Here is a 16,750-nt window from a genome sequence, read left to right on the forward strand (position 1 = left end):
TCAGCTGCTCGGTGAGGAACTTGTGCCGCTGCTCCAGCGCCGCGAACTCCTCCAGTGCCAGCGGATTGACCCGGCCGAGCTGGGCGAGCTTGCGCTCGGCCGCGGCCAGGCGCTTCTGCTGCTGCTCGCGGACGAACGGGAGGCCCTGCGGCTCGTCGCCGGCACCGTCCACCGCCTCGGCGCGGTCGCCTCCGTCGTCGTCGGTCGTCCGCTCGACGGGGATCAGCACGTCCGGGCCGTACTCGGCGACGAGCACGTCCTCCACGAGCCCGAGCTCGCTGCCCGCACGCTCGAGCAGGCTCGACAGGTGCAGCTTCTTCTCATAGATCTGCAGCTCGAGCCCGTGCACCGCCTCGGTGATCGTGTGCAGGCGCTCGCGGATCGCTGACTCCTCGCGGCGCACGGCGGCGAGCTCCTCGTTCTGACTCGCACGCTGCGCCTCCGCGGTCGCCAGCTCGACACGCGCCTGCGCCACGGACCGATCGGCGGAGGCGAGCACGGCCGGCAGCGCGTCGACGACGCCCTGTGCCGCGTCGAGCTGCCTGCGGCGGATCACGGCGCGCCGCGCGGCCTCCTCGGCTGCAGCGCGCTCGGCCTCCAACTGCCGGGCGAGGGCCGCGCCGCGCGCCTGCTCGGCGCGGACACGCTCCTTGGCGGTCTCCACGCCCAGGCGGGACTCCACCTCGGCCTCGCGCGCGGCCTCCAGTTCGCGTGAGAGGCCATCGCGAGCCGAGACGTCCAGGATCGGCCGCGGACGCGACCGGGCGACCTCCAGCTCGGACTTCGCGGTCTCGGCCGCCCGCTCGGCGTCGGCGACCCGCTCGGCCGCCTGCTCGAGCGCACGGCTGAGCCGGTCGAACTCCGCTTCGGCGGCCTCCGCCTGCACGCGCAGCCGGTTGAGCTGCTCGGTCTGCGCCGCCAGCTTCGCGTCGAACTCCCGCAGTGCCGACAGCGCCGCCTGCGACTGCTCCTTGGCCACCTGCACCACTCCGCGCTGTTCGGCCAACGCGAAGCGCGCGCGATCGATGAGGGAGGTCACCTCGTCGAGCCGCTCCTGGGCGGCGTCGCGTTCGGCGACGAGCTCGATGCGGCTCTGCTTGGCGCCCGAGCCGCCGCGCAGCACGAAGTCGGTGAGCACATCCCCGGCACGTGTGATCAACGTGACCGGGGCGCCCAGACCGCGCCCGCGGAACGCCTCCGCCGCGGCGCGCGCGGCGTCGAGGTCGTCGGCGATCGCTGTGAACGCCAGCAGCCCCGCGACGCCCGAGGGGCCGTCGACCACCGACCGCGCGGGCACGACTCCGGCCACGCCGCCGAGGTCGACCTCGGGCGCCGCTGCGTCGGCGACGACGACCTCCACCCGGCCGAGGTCGTCCGCCGCCGCGTGCCCGACGGCCTCGAAGGCGGCTTCCCTGGTGTCTGCGAGCACGGCGTCGGCCAGTGTTCCCAGTGCGGCCGCGATCGCGGTCTCGAACCCCGGGTGCACCCGGAGGTGCTCGGCGACCAGCCCGCGCACGCCGGCCAGGCGGGCGCCCACCAGTGCGGCCGAACCGTCCTTCTGATCGAGCGCAAGCGAAAGGGCGGACGTGCGCGCCGCGAGAGCGTCGCGTTCGCGTTCCAGCGCGTGCAGGTCGTCGCGGAGCGTCTCGATGAGTCCCTCCGCCTCGAACACGTCGGCCTGTGCGAGTTCGTACGCCTCGTCGAGGCTGCCCTCACCCGGGTCGGCGAACTCGGCGTCCGCCTCACGGGCTGCGAACTCCGAGCGGGCCTTCTCGCGACGCTCGGTCGCGGCGTCGAGTGCATTCTGCTGCCGGAGCACCTCGCCGCGCACGGCCGCCAGGCGCTGCGCCGCGGCCTCCGCCTGCCCGTTGAGCTTGCTGATCTCCAGATCGTGCTTGGAGACCAGGGCGCTCTGGGCGGCGATCTCCTCATCGACGGAGTCGAGCCGGGCGCGGGCCGCGCGGGTCGTGGCCTGGGCGGCCTCCCACACCGCCTCGGCCTCGGCGACGGCGCCGCGGAGGCGCTCGACTTCGTCGGCGGCGTCCTGGACCATCTGCGGGCTGACCCGCGGTCCGTCGTCGGTCGCCTCCGCCTGGCTCCCGAGCAGCGCCAGCCGCTGGGTCGCCAGGGTGTAGAGGCTGCGGAGCCGGTCCTGTGCCTGCTCGAGCGCGAACGCGGTGCTGCGGGCGACGTCGACGGCGTCGCCGACCTGCGCCTGCTCCAGGCGGGTGCGCCGCAGCTGCTTCTGCTCCAGCTGCTCCTGCAGCACGATCTGCTCACTGTGCCGCTCGGCCTCCGACCGCGAGTGGTCGTCGAGGGAGCGCCGCAGCGCGACGACGTCGTCGGCGAGCAGGCGCGCCCGGGCGTCGCGCACGATCGCCGCGATGGACTGCGCCTCCCGCGCGATCTCCGCCTGATGACCGAGGGGCTTCAGCTGCCGGCGCACCTCGCCGGCGAGGTCGCTCAGACGCGTCAGGTTGGTCTGCATGGCCTCCAGTTTGCGCAGCGTCTTCTCTTTGCGACGACGATGCTTGAGGATCCCGGCGGCCTCCTCGATGAAGCCGCGGCGCTCCTCAGGAGTGGCGCGCAGCACGGCGTCGAGCTGACCCTGGCCGACGATGACATGCATCTCGCGGCCGAGACCCGAGTCGCTGAGCAGTTCCTGCACGTCGAGCAAGCGGCAGGACTGACCGTTGATGGCGTACTCGCTGCCGCCGTTGCGGAACAGGGTGCGCGAGATCGTGACTTCGGTGTATTCGATCGGGAGGGCGCCGTCGGAGTTGTCGATCGTGAGCTGCACCTCGGCGCGGCCGAGGGGCCCGCGAGTGGAGGTGCCCGCGAAGATGACGTCCTCCATCTTGCCGCCGCGAAGTGTCTTGGCGCCCTGCTCGCCCATCACCCAGGCGAGCGCGTCGACGACGTTCGACTTGCCGGACCCGTTGGGACCGACGACGCAGGTGACGCCCGGCTCGAAGGCGAAAGTCGTCGGCGTGGCGAACGACTTGAAGCCCTTGAGCGTCAGACTCTTCAAATACACGGTGCGAATCTACCCGAGGTCTCGCGTCCCACTACGCAGCCGAGGGGCACGTCGTTGTCACTTTCCGGCTCGAAAAGTGACGACGACGCGCCCCTCGACGGGTGGATCTCAGCCGACGCCGAGGTAGGCCTCCTTGATGGCCGGGTCGGCGAGGAGCTCGCGACCGGTTCCGGCGCGTGTGATGCTCCCCGTCTCGAGCACGAACGCGCGGTTGGCCCGGGCGAGCGCCTGGTTGGCGTTCTGCTCCACCAGCAGCACCGTGGTGCCCTGCTTGTTGATCTCCGTGATGATCGAGAAGATCTGCCGGATGAACTGCGGCGCCAGGCCCATCGAGGGCTCGTCGAGCAGCAGCAGCCGCGGGTTGGACATCAGCGCGCGACCGATGGCGAGCATCTGCTGCTCGCCCCCGGACATCGTGCCGCCCACCTGCGTCTTGCGCTCGGCCAGGCGCGGGAACAGCGCGAACACCCGGTCGAAGTCCGGGCCCATGTTGGACCGGTCCTTACGGCCGAAGGCCCCCATGTCGAGGTTCTCCATCACGGTCATACCCGGGAAGATCCCGCGTCCCTCCGGAGCCTGCGAGATGCCCCGGATCACCCGGATGTGCGCCTTCATCTTCGTGATGTCCTGGCCGTCGAACAGGATGGAGCCCTTCGACGGGTTCAGGATGCCCGAGATGGTCTTCATCGTGGTCGACTTTCCCGCGCCGTTCGCTCCGATCAGGCTGACGATCTCGCCCTCCTCGACGGAGAACGACATGTCGTGGATCGCCTCGATGCGCCCGTAGGACACACTGATGTTCTTCAGTTCAAGCAACGTCATCTTCGGGCTCCCCGAGGTAGGCGGCGATCACGCGCGGGTCGTTCCGGATCTCCTGCGGTACGTCGTCGGCGAGCTTGCGGCCGAATTCGAGCACCACGATGCGATCCGTCACGCCCATGACCAGCTTCATGTCGTGTTCGATCAGGAGGACGGTGTAGCCGTCGGCGCGGATGGTCCGGATGAGGTCCATCAGCTCCTCCTTCTCGGCCGGGTTGAAGCCGGCGGCCGGCTCGTCCAGGCAGAGCACCTTCGGGTCCGTCGCCAGAGCGCGCGCGATCTCCAGACGACGCTGCGATCCGTACGGCAGCGAGCGGGACAGGTCGCCCGCGTTGTCGGCGATGCCCACGAACTCCAGCAGCGCCATCCCGCGCTCGATGGCCGACTTCTCCTCCCGGGTGTGGCGGGGAAGGCGCAGCAGCGCACCGGGAACGGACGTCCTGTGCCGCGCGTCGAGGCCGACCACGACGTTCTCCAGTGCCGTCATCTCGCCGAACAGCCGGATGTTCTGGAACGTGCGCGCCAGCCCGAGCCGCGTGATCTTGTGCTGCTTCTGGCCCTTGATCGACTGGCCCTCGAGCAGCACGTCGCCGCTCGTGGGCTTGTAGACGCCGGTCATCGCGTTGAAGCACGTCGTCTTGCCCGCGCCGTTCGGACCGATCAGGCCGAGGATCTCGCCGCGGCGGATGTCGAACGAGACGTCGTCGAGGGCGAGGAGGCCGCCGAACTTCACCGTGAGGTTGCGCACCTCCACGATGTTCTCGCCGACCTCGACCGCGATCTCGCGGTCGGGTGCCGCCGCCTCCGCGACCTCCAGGTCGATCCCGGCTGCCTCGAGGTCCTCCTCGTTGGCGCCGAGGACCGGCTCCTCCTCCGGGACGGCAGTCGTGTCCTGGTCGCTCATCGTGCGCCTCCCTTCGCCGCCTGGGCCACTCTCCGGTACGCGTGCCTGCCGTACGCCAGCAGCTTCTGGCGCGCGGGGAACAGGCCCTGCGAACGGAAGATCATGATCAGCACGAGCGCGATGCCGAAGATCAGGTACTTGTAGTCGGCGATCGCGGTGAACCGCAGCGGGATGTACGCGACGATCGCACCGCCGATCATCGCGCCGACCTTGTTGCCCGCTCCGCCGAGCACGACGGCCGCGAGGAACAGGATCGAGGTCTGCACGTCGAACTTCTGGTTGTTGACGAAGCCCACCTGACCGGCGAACAGCGCGCCGGAGAGACCGCCGACGCCGGCGCCGATCGCGAACGCCCACACCTTGTACTTGAAGGTGGGCACGCCCATGATCTCGGCAGCGTCCTCGTCCTCTCGGATGGCGATCCACGCGCGACCGACGCGGCTGCGCTCCAGGTTGCCGACCAGCAGAAGGATGACGATGATCACCGTGACCGTGAGCCAATACCAGGGCACGCCGTTGGAGTTCGAGAAGATCGGGATGCCCTTGTCGGTCTCCCCCGGAGGGTGCCCGACGTTCTGGAAGCCGACCTGGCCCTTCATCGCCGGGATGATCGTCGCGAGGATGCGGACGATCTCACCGAAGCCGAGCGTGACGATGGCCAGATAGTCGCCGCGGAGGCGGAGCGTCGGCACACCGAGGATGACTCCGAACGTCATCGTCACCGCCATGGCCACCGGGATGGTCCACAGATAGGGGATCTTCAGGAACGGCGAGTCGGGGCTGGTCAGCATCGCCGCGGTGTAGGAGCCCACGGCGAAGAAGGCGACATAGCCGAGGTCGAGGAGGCCGGCGTAGCCGACCACCACGTTCAGGCCGATCGCGATGAGACCGTAGGTCGCCATCGCGAAGCAGGCGAGCGGCCAGTCGTTGCCGGGCTCGGTCGTCAGCGGGAAGAAGTTCAGGTACGGCAGTGCGTACGCCAGCGCGACGACGATGAGCAGCCACGCCCATTGCACGGCGCGCGGGAGGGCGTTCCACCGATCTCGGAGCGGCTGGAGGAACCCGCCGCGCTTGCGGGCGCGGCCGGCCTCCATCGCATCTTCGGCCTGCTCCCCCCGCCCGTCGGGCAGGACCCTGGGACCTTCTGTCATGCTCATGCGCGGCTCCTTCCGAGGGAGGTGCCGAGGATTCCCGTCGGCTTGACCAGGAGCACGAGGACGAGGACGACGAAGGCGACGACGTCGGTCCACTGCGAGTCACCGAGCAGGATCTGGCCGTAGTTGCCGATGATGCCCAGCAGCAGGCCTCCGAGGAGTGCGCCCCGGACGTTGCCGATGCCGCCGAGGACGGCGGCGGCGAACGCCTTCACACCCAGCACGAAGCCGCCGTTGTAGATCACGCCAGAGGGCACCAGCATCACGTAGAACAGCGCAGCCGCGCCCGCGAGGACACCGCCGGTGATGAAGGTGATCTGGATGATCCGCTCCTTGTTCACGCCCATCAGCGTCGCCGTGTCGGCGTCCTGCGCGACGGCGCGGATGCCGCGGCCGGTGCGGGTGCGGCGGATGAACCAGTCGGTGGCGATCATCAGGATCACCGAGGCCACCACGATGATGATCTGCTGGCTGTTCACGATCGTCCCGAAGACGTCGAACACCGGCCTCGGGACGAACATCGTCACCGCCGGCTCCGCGTTCGCGCCCCGGATCAGGAAGATCAGGTACTGGATCGTGAACGAGGCGCCGATCGCCGTGATGAGGAACACGAGGCGTGGCGCGTTCCGTCTTCGCAGGGGTCGGTAGGCGACGCGTTCGAGCACCCAGGCGGTGAAGGCCGATGCCGCCATGCCGACGATCAAGGCCAGTAAGAGGTCGCCGACGATCGCAGCCGGGCTCAGATTGGGCGCGCTCGGGCCGAAGCCGAGCGAGGTGAGGGTGATGACAACGCCGTACGCACCGACAATGAAGACCTCGGAGTGCGCGAAGTTGATCAGGTTCAGCACGCCGTAGACGAGCGTGTAGCCGACGGCGATCAGGCCGTAGATGGCACCGAAGGTGAGACCGTCGAAGGTCGCGCTCCAGAAGTTCTGGACGAGCGCGTTGACGTCGAAGTTGATCCAGGAGTTGTCGAGGACGGGATGGACGAGGAGGAGGGTTTCGAGCATTCGAACTTCCAGGGTTCAGTGCCGGATCGTCGTTGGTCCGGCTCAGTTCTAGTGAGAGTCGAAACAAAGGTGCCGCGGGCCACGGTGGCCCGCGGCACCTTCGTGTGTCGCGCTATCCGATGGTGCCGATCGGAACGATCTTGCCGCTCTCGACCTTGTAGCCGTAGACGGTCGGCGCCTGCAGCTCACCCGTGGAATCCCACTTGTAGTGCTTGCTCAGGCCGTCGGCGTCGTAGTTCTTGACCCAGTCGACCAGGTCGGCGCGGGTCGTCTTGCCCTTGTCGATGCCCGCGAGCAGGACGGTGGTGGCGTCGTAGCCCTCGATCGAGTAGGTTCCGGGCTCGGCGTTCGCGAGCTTCTTGTAGTCCGACTCGAAGGTCGGGATCAGCTCGCCCGGGATGCAGGGGCAGGTGAAGTACGCGTTGTTGGACGCGTCGCCGGCCAGCTTGATGAACTGGTCGTCCTTCACGCCGTCGGGGCCGACGAACGTGCCCGTGTAGCCCTTGTTCACCAGCTGCTGGTCGAACGGCGCACCCTCGGCGTAGTAGCCCGAGTAGTAGACCGCGTCCGGCTTGGCGTTCAGGATCTTGGAGATCACGGCCGAGAAGTCCTTCTGGCCGGTGGTCACCTTGTCGGTGCCCACGAGTGCGCTGCCGAGCGCCTTCGAGGTCGTGGTGCCGAGGCCGATTCCGTAGTCGGAGTCGTCCTGCACCAGGTAGACCTTCTTGGCCTTGAGCTTGTCGGTCATGAACTTCGCCGCAGCCGGGCCCTGGACCGCGTCGTTGCCCAGGCCGCGGAAGAAGGTCTTCCAGCCGTTCTGGGTCAGGCCGGGGTTGGTCGCCGACGGAGTGATGTGGACGAGGCCCTGCTGCTCGAAGATGTTGCCGGTCGCCTTGGACTCACCGGAGAACGGCAGGCCGACGACACCGATGATGTCGGACTCGTTGACCGCCTGGGTCACCGGGCCGGTCGCCTTGTTCGGGTCGCCCTCGGTGTCGAACTTCTTGAAGCCGACCTGGCAGCCCTTGTTCGACGCGTTGTGCTGGTCGATGGCGAGCTGGACGCCGTTGTAGATGTTGATGCCGAGCTGGGCGTTGGGGCCGGTCTCGGCGCCGACGTACGCGATGGTCAGACCCGAGGGGCAGGTCGCCTTGCCGTCACCCGCGGGAAGCACCGCGTCTTTGGGGGTGTCCACGGAGGTGATCGCCGGGATGTTCACCTTCGAGTTGGAGCTGGTGGAGCCTCCTGTGGACGGCTGGTTGGCACAGCCCACGAGGAGCAGTGCGACTGACGCTGCAACAGCCGCACCTACCGTGACTTTCTTTCCTAGCATCTTCTGCCTCTCGACGTGAATCCGTGTCGAACGCGGCGTGATTGCCACGTCGCACCACGAATATGTGTGCTGAGACTACATGCGCCGCAAGCATTTGCACCCGACATTTCCGCCCAGATTTACACGATCGAAACCAAACCGGCCGATGCTCTTCACAGCGATCGCGAAGCGAGCTACTCTAAATGGTTCGCCGCACACAGTGGGAGGTGACGGTGCGCATCGAGCGGCTCATGCCTCCCGCCACGCTGGGCACCGCGGAATCGGCCGCCTTCGAAGAACTGGTCGGCGTCCTCAACGGCATCAGCGTCGCCCTCTGGGGAGCGGACGACTTCGTGGAGACGGCGGAGGAGGCGCTCGCGTCGTTCCGCGCGCAGGACTATCAGGAGAAGATCCTGCTCGTCGCCATCGAGGACGACGTGATCGTGGGCCGGGTGCAGGCGGACTTCCCGCTCGACGAGCACGCAGAGACGGTCTCGCTGCTGATCGACGTCGCTCCCGCGGCGCGCGGTCGTGGCATCGGCACGGCGCTTCTGGCGGCGGGAGAAGAGCTCGCCGCCGAGGGCGGCCGGCGTGTGGTGAGCGCGTACACCGAGCATCCGGCGCGCACCCTGGGCGACAGCGTGTCGGTGGTGCGGGCGGCGCCAGGGGGCGTCGGCCTCCCGGCCGAGTCCCCCGACGTGCGTTTCGCCCTGCGACGGGGCTTCCGGCTCGGCCAGATCGAGCGATCGAGCGAGTTGCGGCTACCGCTGCCGCCCGCGCGGGAGGCCGGCCTGGCGAGCACGGCCGCGTCCGCGACCGGCTATCGCCCCGTCTCCTGGCTGGGGCACGCTCCCGACGACCTGGTCGAGCCGTTCGCGACGTTGAAGGCGCGGATGACGATCGACGTGCCGCACAGCGGCATCGCCCTCGACCGTGAGGAGTGGACCGGTGAACGCGTTCGGGCTCAAGAGCGCGAACTGGCGGAGCGCGGCGAGCCGCTGCTGGTCACTGCGGCCCAGCACATCGCATCCGGCGAGCTGGCGGCGTACACGGAGATCGCGGTGCCGGCGGACGGCCACAAAGCGGAGCAGTACGACACGCTGGTCGCCGTCCCGCACCGGGGCCACCGGCTCGGCACGCTCGTCAAGCTGCACAACATCCGCGAGCTGGCGACGCATGCCCCGCACATCACGCGGCTGCTGACGTGGAACGCGGACGAGAACATCCCGATGCTCGCCATCAACCGGGCGTTCGGCTTCCAGCTGCACGCGTTGACCGGGCACTGGCAGAAGACGCTCGACTGACCTTCGGCATTCGTCACGAATGTCGACTTTCGTGCCACGAATCTCGCGATTCGTGACGAATCCCGAGACGGAAGATGGCGGAGTCAGGGGCGTGGTGAGCGCAGGCGTTGGCAGTGCGGGCAGAAGTGCGATGAGCGGTTCATGAAGCGCTCGCGGACGATCGGCGTTCCGCAACGCGGGCACGGCTTGCCCTCCTGGCCGTAGGCGTTGAGGCTGTGCGCGAAGTACCCCGAGTTGCCGTTCACGTTCACGTACTGCGCGTCGAAGCTGGTGCCGCCCTCCGCCAGCGCCTTGTCGAGTACGTGCCGGACCTCCGCCAGCAGCGTGCGCACCTTCGCCCGGCTCAGTGACGACGCCGGCTGCTCGTAATGGATCCGCGCCGCCCACAGGGCTTCGTCGGCGTAGATGTTGCCGATTCCGCTGACGACCGTCTGGTCGAGCAGCACGCGTTTGATCCCGCTGTTCTTGCGGGTGAGGGAGACCGCGAACGCCGAGTCGTCGAAGGCGGGGTCGAGCGGGTCGCGGGCGATGTGCGCCACCTGCGTCGGCAGGAGCGGCTCATCGGTTCCGAGACCTGCGGGAGCACCGTCCGCTGTCGGAACCAAGCTGTCGACGGCCATCGAGCCGAAGATCCGCTGGTCCACGAAGTGCACCCACAACTCGCGGCGGTCGCCCGGCAGGGTCGCGGCCGTCTCGATGTGCAGCCGGATGCGCAGCAGCCCGGGCTCCTCCCACCCCGGCTCGCGGAGCAGGATCTGCCCGCTCATGCCCAGGTGCGCCACGATCGCGCGGCGTGGGGCGCCCTGCAACGGAATCCAGAGGAACTTGCCGCGCCGGGCGGGCGTCTGCATGACCCGTCCGGTCAGCAACGTCTCGAAGGCGCCGGCGAGAGGGTCGTGCCGCTTCAGTGAGCGCTGCTCGAAGACCTCCACGCCCAGGATCGTCGCGCCGCTGACCGCGGGAGCGAGCCCGGCGCGTACGACCTCAACCTCGGGGAGCTCGGGCACGGCGGCGGGTCAGCTCGGTCCAGGCGTTGAGCGCGGCGGCCATCTCGGCCTGCTTCTTGCTCGTGCCCTCGCCGGTCGCGGTCACGAGGTCTCCCACCGAAACGGTGGCGTGGAATGTCTTCGAATGGTCCGGCCCGGTGTTCGTCACGGAGTAGACGGGGAGCCCGGCGCCGCGGTGTGCCGCGGCCTCCTGCAGGCTCGTCTTCGGGTCCATCGCGGCGCCGAAGCGGTCCGGATCGGCCAGCAGCGGATCGACCAGCCTCAGGACGAGAGCCGTCGCCTCGTCGCCGCCGGCGTCGAGGTATGCGGCGCCGATGAGCGCCTCGACGGTGTCGGCGAGGATGGACGCCTTGTCGCGCCCTCCGCTCTGGTTCTCGCCGCGCCCCAGGCGCAGGTACTCCCCCAGGCCGATGCTACGGGCGACCTCCGCCAGTGCGACGGAGCTCACCAGGCTGGCCCGGCGCTTCGCCAGTTCGCCCTCGTCGAGTTCGGGGTTCTCGCGGAACAGCTTGACGGTGACGGCTTGTCCCAGGATCGAATCGCCCAGGAACTCCAGGCGCTCGTTGTTCGGGATGCCGCCGTGCTCGTATGCGTAGGAACGGTGGGTCAGCGCAAGCTCGAGAAGCTCGGGGTCGATGTCGACCCCGAGCTTCTCGATGAGCGCAGTGCGATCAGAATTCTCGCCGGCCATGCGGTGCTCGGCTGACCTACGAACGCTGATCAGACGTCGGCGACCTTGCGGCCCTTGTACTCCATGAACAGCGCGGTGCCCGCGGAGTCCTCGACGACCTTGGCACGGTGCGGGAGGCTGTAGACGACCTTGCCGTTCTCGATCGACTTGACGAGCGTGGGGACCTCGGCCTTCCACTGCGAACGACGGGCGTGGGTGTTGGCGCGAGACTGCTTCCGCTTCGGAACGGCCATGACTATCTCTCTTCTCCAGCCCCGGCGGCCGGGGCGTTGTTGCTGGTGGACTCGGTGTCGGAAGCCTGGAACGCCGCGAGCGCGGACCAGCGAGGATCGATGGTCTCGTTCGGCTTGCGGTCCGGTACATCCGCCAGCCTCTCCCCGGTCTCTGGATCGAGACCCGGGCAGTCCGGCCGGCACACCGGCTGAAACGGCAGTGACAGCACTACCGCATCCCTGATCAGAGGTTCAAGATCCACGTGGTCGTCGTGAACCTCATGATCGAAAGCTTCCGTAGAAGGATACGCGAAAAGTTCCTGGAAATCGACTTCGACAGGCTGCTCGATGTCGATCAGGCATCGCCCGCAGACGCCGGTGGCGGTCGTCTCGGCCTCCGCTGTGACCAGGATGCCCTCGTGCATCGACTCCAGACGGAGGTCGACGTCGATGGTCGCGCCCTGGGGCACGGCCAGCAGCCCCTCGCCCAGCTTCTCGGCGACAGGGATGGCAAGACGCTGCTCGCGCATCTCGCCGGGACGCCGCATGAGGTCGTACACGTTGACGCGGTACGGACTGTTTCTGAAGGTGCTCACGATCGGCTATTTTACGCGGCTCCCCCGACGCTCGCAGGCGACCGCCAGCCCGCTGGCAGCAACGACACAGGGATGAGGGCCGCCTTGAGACGCAACGCACGGCCCGCCTGGGCCTCGAGCGCATCGATGACCAGCCGGAGGTCGTCGGCGAGGCCGACGGCGACGGCGCGCGTCGGCGGCCCGAATGCGTCGCGCTCGCGCACAGCGAGCAGGCGAAGCACTGCCGCCTCCCCCGGCGAGCCGGCGACGACCGCCGCGATGCGGCGCGCGAAGACCCGCGGTGTCTCGGTATCCGGCGCCGACCAGCCGAGATCGCGCGCCGTGTCGCGCAGCTCGTCCCACACCACGGCCGCGCCGCCCCACGATTCGCCCAGCCGTCTGAGCCGTGCTCGCCTCCGCATCCGCCGCAGAACGGCGGGCGTCAGCAGTACGGCGAGGATCAGCAGCGCCACGCCGAGGCCGGAGAGCAGGGGCTGCAACGGCGACGGCGGGGTCGTCCCCGCCGCTCCCGCGACGTTGGCCGGGTCGGTCGGCACCAGCCGCCGGGGGGCCGACGACGCGCCGGGAGCCGAGGTCGGCGCCGTCTGGCCGGGGAGCGCCTCCGGCCGCGTGTAGCTCGGGATGGTGCCCCGGCCGACCGTCGGCTCGAACGGCACCCAGCCCACACCCGCGAAGTACAGCTCGGGCCAGGCGTGCAGATCGTCGCTGGTGACCGTGTAGGTGCCGGGGCTGTTGGCCGTGCCGCCGGACGACGTCCCGGGCAGATAGCCCTCGGCGACGCGCGCCGGGATGCCGAGGCTCCTCGCCATCAGGGCCATGGCGGACGCGAAGTGGACGCAGTACCCGCTCTTGACCTCCAGGAACCGGGCGATCACCCGGGCCCCGTCGCCGTCGTAGCCCTGCTTGAGCGGAGTCTGCGTCGAGTAGACGAAGCCGTTGTCGCGGAAGTAGTCCTGCAGCGCGACGGCCTTGTCGTACTCCGAGACGGAGCCAGCCGTGGCCGTCAACGCCGTCTGCGCGATGATCGCCGGCGTGTTCGGCGGGAGGAACAGGTCGCGCTCGACATCCGTCGGCACGAAACCGCCCGCAGCCTTGAGCTGATCCGCAGTCGGCGCGAGCAGCAGACTGGTCGCCGTGTACTTCTGCCCCTGGGTCGTGACATTGATGCCGCCGAGCGTCAGGTCGTCGGGGTCCCACGACCAGGTGCCGTTCAGCCCCTTCACCGATTGCACCGGGGCCGGCACGGGAAGCCAGCGGCTGGTCATGTCGTCGATCTCGACCGACGTGGAGATCTTGGTGGTCTTGACGCTGTCCGAGAGCCCGGCGACCGGTCCGATCGCCACCCCGTTCGACAAGCGCTTGGTGTCGCGCTCGCGATGTTTCCACACGGAACCGGTGAACTGGTCGAGCGACGCCAGCTTGAGGTATTGACCGGTCGCAGCGTTGGTCGTGTAGGTGAGTGCGCGGACTGCCGCGGGCCGCCGCAGATCCTTGCCGAGATCGATCAGCGGCGTCACCGAGCCGCCGATCGAGATGCCGCCCGCGGTGAACGACGTCGCGCCCCCTTTGTCGAACCCGGGCGCCGTCCCCGCCAGCAGCATGGCCACGACGACGGCCGCTGCGCCGACGGACAGCGAGACGCCCGGCCGCCCCGCACCGGGGCGTCGCGTGCGGACGTCCGAGCGCAGCAGCCACAGGAAGGCCGCGGCGGACGCGGCGAGGGCGCCGGGGTCGAGCCCGTCGCCGAGCAGCGCTCCCGGCACGACGAGGACGATGCCGACTCCGACGGCCGTGTACGCCGGTGCGCGGAACGCGACGGCGAGCGTGTCGAGCACGATCGCGATCACGCACGCCCCGCCGACCACCAGGAACAGGAATTCCGGCAGGCTCTGCGCCGGCGTGCCCTGCTGATAGATCGACAGCATCGCCTGCTGGACGTAGTCGCCCCAGCGCTGCACCGTTCCCGCGGTGGGGATCAGGCCGAGCAGACCCGTGCCGTTGCCGAACCCGACCGTCATGATCATCGCGGCGAGGACCAGCAGGAGCAGCGGCACGAGCCTCCGGCGTGCGCCGATCGCCCGCAGACCCGCGCCGGCGACCAGCAGGAACGAACTGGTCAGCATGAGCGCGAACCACCAGGTCGGGCCCTGGATGAGGCCGACGAGCGCGATGCTCAGCGCGAGCATCTGCACGACGAGCGCGCCGGTGATGCGCCAGTAGGCCTGCCGGCGTCGAACGCCGACGGCTCCGAGCGACACGGCTTCGCTAACCATGGCCGACCACCGCACGCTGCCGGTCGAGGGCACGCTGCCAGATCTCGGCCGGGTCATCGCCGGCCCCGAACCCGACGCACAGCCACCCGGCGTCGGCCAGGACCTCCTCCGCCTCGGGCGAGGCGCCATCGGCGAGGAACGCGACGGCAGGGTCGCCCATGCCGCGCAGGGACGCCAGCGATCCCAGCTCGGGCGTGCCGTCGAGCAGCACGGCGAAGATCGGGACGGCGCGGCCGGCACGCCGCAGGCCGGAGGCGAGTTCAGCGACCGCGTCGTCGCGCAGGTCGGGTGCGGCCTCCACGGCCGCGAGGTCGGCGAGCAGCAGCCGGTCGGCCGTCCCGCGGTCGTAGGTCGGGGTGACCGACCCGAGCGTTCCAGTGCGCCCCGCACCGCTGCGGCCGTTGAGCTGGCGCGGGGCGGTCTCGACCACGCTGAGCACGAAGCCTTCGTCGAGCAGGTGCACACCGACCGACGCGACCAGCTCGACGAGGGTCTCGAACAGGTCGTCCGCCTGCTCGTCAGGCCGGTGGGTCGGCGCCGCACGCGCCGTGAGCCGTGTGTCCATCAGCAGCCAGGCCTCCGGGTTGCTGCGTTGCTCCTCCTGCCGCACCATGAGCTTGTCGTGCCGGGCGGTGGCCCGCCAGTGCACACGGCGCAGCGGGTCGCCCGGCCGGTACTCCCGGGCGATGAGTTCGTCAGCGCTCGGAATGCTGTGGCGCTGGAGTTCGTGCTCGGCTCCTTCGCTGTGGGCGACATCCAACTCGCCGCTCGTCAGCGGGACCACACGCGGCGTCACGAGGAACGGGCGGGGCTGCCCCACCGCGTACTCCGCGTAGGCCACGCCGAACGGGTCGGTCCGGCTGACGATCAGCGGCCCGACCGGGTGGGAGCCGCGTCGCACGGCCACGACATCCTGCCGCAGCACCACCGTGTCGCGTCCGTGGGCGACGTTCACCTGGTGGGCGCCCAGCCGCGGGAACGGCGCGGATGGCTGCACGTTCACGCCGGCGGGGGCGAACTCGCGCCACCGCGCGGGCGGGCTCGGCCGCGACGCCTGGTTGCGCGCCGTCGTCACGATGGTGGCCTGCTCGCCGACGGCGACCACGTCGGGATGGAAGCTCCGGCCGACCGTCAGGCGAGGCCGGTCGATGGTCACCGAGATCATCGCCGCCAGCGGCAGCACGGTGAGGAACACGCCGACGAAGAGGACGTCCGTGCGCCCGAACCACGCGGACGCTGCGAGGGCGACGACACCGACCGCGCCGAGCGCCCAGCCGCGCGCAGTGGGGCGCGGCTTCCGCACGGGCGACGACGCCCCGGCGCGCCCGCGCACGGCTACTCCCTGCCTGTGCGGGCCGGCGAGCCGCCTGCCCCGCCCGTTGCTGCCCCGATGGCGCCCGAGCCCACGGGCACCGGTGTCGCCGCGACGATGCGGCGCACGATGTCCGCGATCACCGGCGCGCTCTCGTGGTGGTGGCCCAGCGCCCTGCTGGTCGGCAGCAGGCGGTGACCGAGGACCGGAACCGCGAGCACGTCGATGTCGTCCGGCAGCACGAAGTCGCGTCCGTCGAGCGCAGCCATCGCCTTGGCCGCCCGCACGAGCTGCAAAGTCGCACGCGGGCTCGCACCGAGCCGGAGGTCCCTGTCCTCCCTCGTCGCCCGCACCAGATCGACGGCGTACTGCTTGACCGGGGCGGAGGCGTAGACGGCGCGCGCCGTCGTCATCATCGACCGCAGCTGATCGGCGGTCACCACCGGGCCGATGCGCGACAGCGGGCTGGAGGTGTCCCGGGTCGTCAGCATGGCCAGTTCGGACGTCTCATCGGGATAGCCCATCGCGATACGGGCCATGAACCGGTCGCGCTGCGCCTCCGGAAGGGCGTACGTGCCCTCCATCTCGACCGGGTTCTGGGTCGCCACCACGATGAACGGCGCCGCGAGCGGATACGTGGAGCCGTCGACCGTCACCTGCCGCTCCTCCATGCACTCCAGCAGAGCGGACTGGGTCTTGGGGCTGGCGCGGTTGATCTCGTCGCCGATCACGATGTTCGCGAACACGGCTCCCGGCTTGAACTCGAAGCGTCGCTCCGCCTGGTTGTAGACCGAGACGCCCGTGACGTCGCTCGGCAGCAGGTCGGGGGTGAACTGGATGCGGCTCACCGAGCAGTCGACCGACTTGGCGAGCGACTTGGCCAGCATCGTCTTGCCGACCCCTGGCACGTCTTCGATCAGCAGGTGGCCCTCGGCGAGCAGCACGACGAGCGCCGTCTGCACCGCTTCGTGCTTGCCGTCGATGACGGATTCGACGTTGGCGGTGATCTGCTCCGCGGCGCGTCTCAGCTCGTCGAGGTCCATTCCGGGCGCGGGCAGGCCGTCCACCTCCGGGCCCACCGAGGATTCGGTGGGCTGACGCGTCGCGTAACTGTTCATC

The 16,750-nt window shown here is 69.6% G+C and carries 14 protein-coding genes; 1 reads left to right on the forward strand and 13 read right to left on the reverse strand.

The window, feature by feature from the left end; all coding sequences use genetic code 11:
- The 6 genes from smc to Q0Q23_RS02265 form a co-directional block, all read right to left on the reverse strand.
- On the reverse strand, positions 1 to 3,037 hold a 3,037-nt coding region (gene smc, locus Q0Q23_RS02240), incomplete at its 3' end, for a chromosome segregation protein SMC (protein WP_295118671.1).
- Positions 3,038 to 3,145: 108 nt separating this feature from the next.
- Complete coding sequence (locus Q0Q23_RS02245; RefSeq protein ID WP_363316231.1) at positions 3,146 to 3,853, reverse strand: ABC transporter ATP-binding protein; 708 nt, start codon at positions 3,851 to 3,853, stop codon at positions 3,146 to 3,148.
- Positions 3,846 to 4,760: an ABC transporter ATP-binding protein gene (locus Q0Q23_RS02250; RefSeq protein WP_295118679.1), complete on the reverse strand. Its 915-nt coding sequence runs from the start codon at positions 4,758 to 4,760 to the stop codon at positions 3,846 to 3,848. The genes Q0Q23_RS02245 and Q0Q23_RS02250 overlap by 8 nt, the downstream gene beginning before the upstream one ends.
- The gene (locus Q0Q23_RS02255; RefSeq protein WP_295118682.1) at positions 4,757 to 5,917 is read right to left on the reverse strand and encodes a branched-chain amino acid ABC transporter permease; all 1,161 of its coding nucleotides are present in this window, start codon (positions 5,915 to 5,917) and stop codon (positions 4,757 to 4,759) included. Before Q0Q23_RS02255 ends, Q0Q23_RS02250 begins: the two co-directional genes overlap by 4 nt.
- Entirely contained in the window at positions 5,914 to 6,924 is a 1,011-nt protein-coding gene (locus Q0Q23_RS02260; RefSeq protein ID WP_295118685.1) for a branched-chain amino acid ABC transporter permease, read from the reverse strand. Before Q0Q23_RS02260 ends, Q0Q23_RS02255 begins: the two co-directional genes overlap by 4 nt.
- Positions 6,925 to 7,036: 112 nt before the next feature.
- Positions 7,037 to 8,257 carry a branched-chain amino acid ABC transporter substrate-binding protein gene (locus tag Q0Q23_RS02265; protein WP_295118688.1) on the reverse strand — a complete coding sequence of 407 codons (1,221 nt, stop codon included), beginning with the start codon at positions 8,255 to 8,257 and terminating at the stop codon, positions 7,037 to 7,039.
- A gap of 182 nt (positions 8,258 to 8,439) precedes the next feature.
- Between Q0Q23_RS02265 and Q0Q23_RS02270 the strand changes: the two genes are divergently transcribed.
- Positions 8,440 to 9,540 carry a GNAT family N-acetyltransferase gene (locus Q0Q23_RS02270; protein ID WP_295118690.1) on the forward strand — a complete coding sequence of 367 codons (1,101 nt, stop codon included), beginning with the start codon at positions 8,440 to 8,442 and terminating at the stop codon, positions 9,538 to 9,540.
- A gap of 83 nt (positions 9,541 to 9,623) precedes the next feature.
- Here the strand turns inward: Q0Q23_RS02270 and mutM are convergent, their stop codons facing one another.
- The 7 genes from mutM to Q0Q23_RS02305 are packed head-to-tail and all read right to left on the reverse strand — an operon-like array spanning position 9,624 to position 16,749.
- The gene (mutM, locus tag Q0Q23_RS02275; RefSeq protein ID WP_295118693.1) at positions 9,624 to 10,547 is read right to left on the reverse strand and encodes a bifunctional DNA-formamidopyrimidine glycosylase/DNA-(apurinic or apyrimidinic site) lyase; all 924 of its coding nucleotides are present in this window, start codon (positions 10,545 to 10,547) and stop codon (positions 9,624 to 9,626) included.
- Positions 10,525 to 11,238, reverse strand: coding sequence for a ribonuclease III (gene rnc, locus Q0Q23_RS02280; protein WP_295118696.1), 714 nt, complete (start codon positions 11,236 to 11,238; stop codon positions 10,525 to 10,527). Before rnc ends, mutM begins: the two co-directional genes overlap by 23 nt.
- Positions 11,239 to 11,267: 29 nt before the next feature.
- Entirely contained in the window at positions 11,268 to 11,471 is a 204-nt protein-coding gene (gene rpmF, locus Q0Q23_RS02285; protein WP_055919953.1) for a 50S ribosomal protein L32, read from the reverse strand.
- Between the two features lie 2 nt (positions 11,472 to 11,473).
- On the reverse strand, positions 11,474 to 11,998 hold the full coding sequence (locus Q0Q23_RS02290; RefSeq protein ID WP_295119110.1) for a DUF177 domain-containing protein: 525 nt from the start codon (positions 11,996 to 11,998) through the stop codon (positions 11,474 to 11,476).
- A gap of 59 nt (positions 11,999 to 12,057) precedes the next feature.
- Complete coding sequence (locus Q0Q23_RS02295) at positions 12,058 to 14,319, reverse strand: DUF3488 and transglutaminase-like domain-containing protein (RefSeq protein ID WP_295118703.1); 2,262 nt, start codon at positions 14,317 to 14,319, stop codon at positions 12,058 to 12,060.
- A complete protein-coding gene (locus Q0Q23_RS02300; protein ID WP_295118706.1) occupies positions 14,312 to 15,652 on the reverse strand; it encodes a DUF58 domain-containing protein in 1,341 nt (446 codons plus the stop codon). Before Q0Q23_RS02300 ends, Q0Q23_RS02295 begins: the two co-directional genes overlap by 8 nt.
- 2 nt (positions 15,653 to 15,654) lie before the next feature.
- Positions 15,655 to 16,749: a MoxR family ATPase gene (locus Q0Q23_RS02305; RefSeq protein ID WP_295118710.1), complete on the reverse strand. Its 1,095-nt coding sequence runs from the start codon at positions 16,747 to 16,749 to the stop codon at positions 15,655 to 15,657.
- Between the last annotated feature and the right edge of the window lies 1 nt (position 16,750).

Source organism: uncultured Leifsonia sp. (assembly GCF_945957465.1).
In the GTDB taxonomy this organism is placed as follows: domain Bacteria; phylum Actinomycetota; class Actinomycetes; order Actinomycetales; family Microbacteriaceae; genus Leifsonia.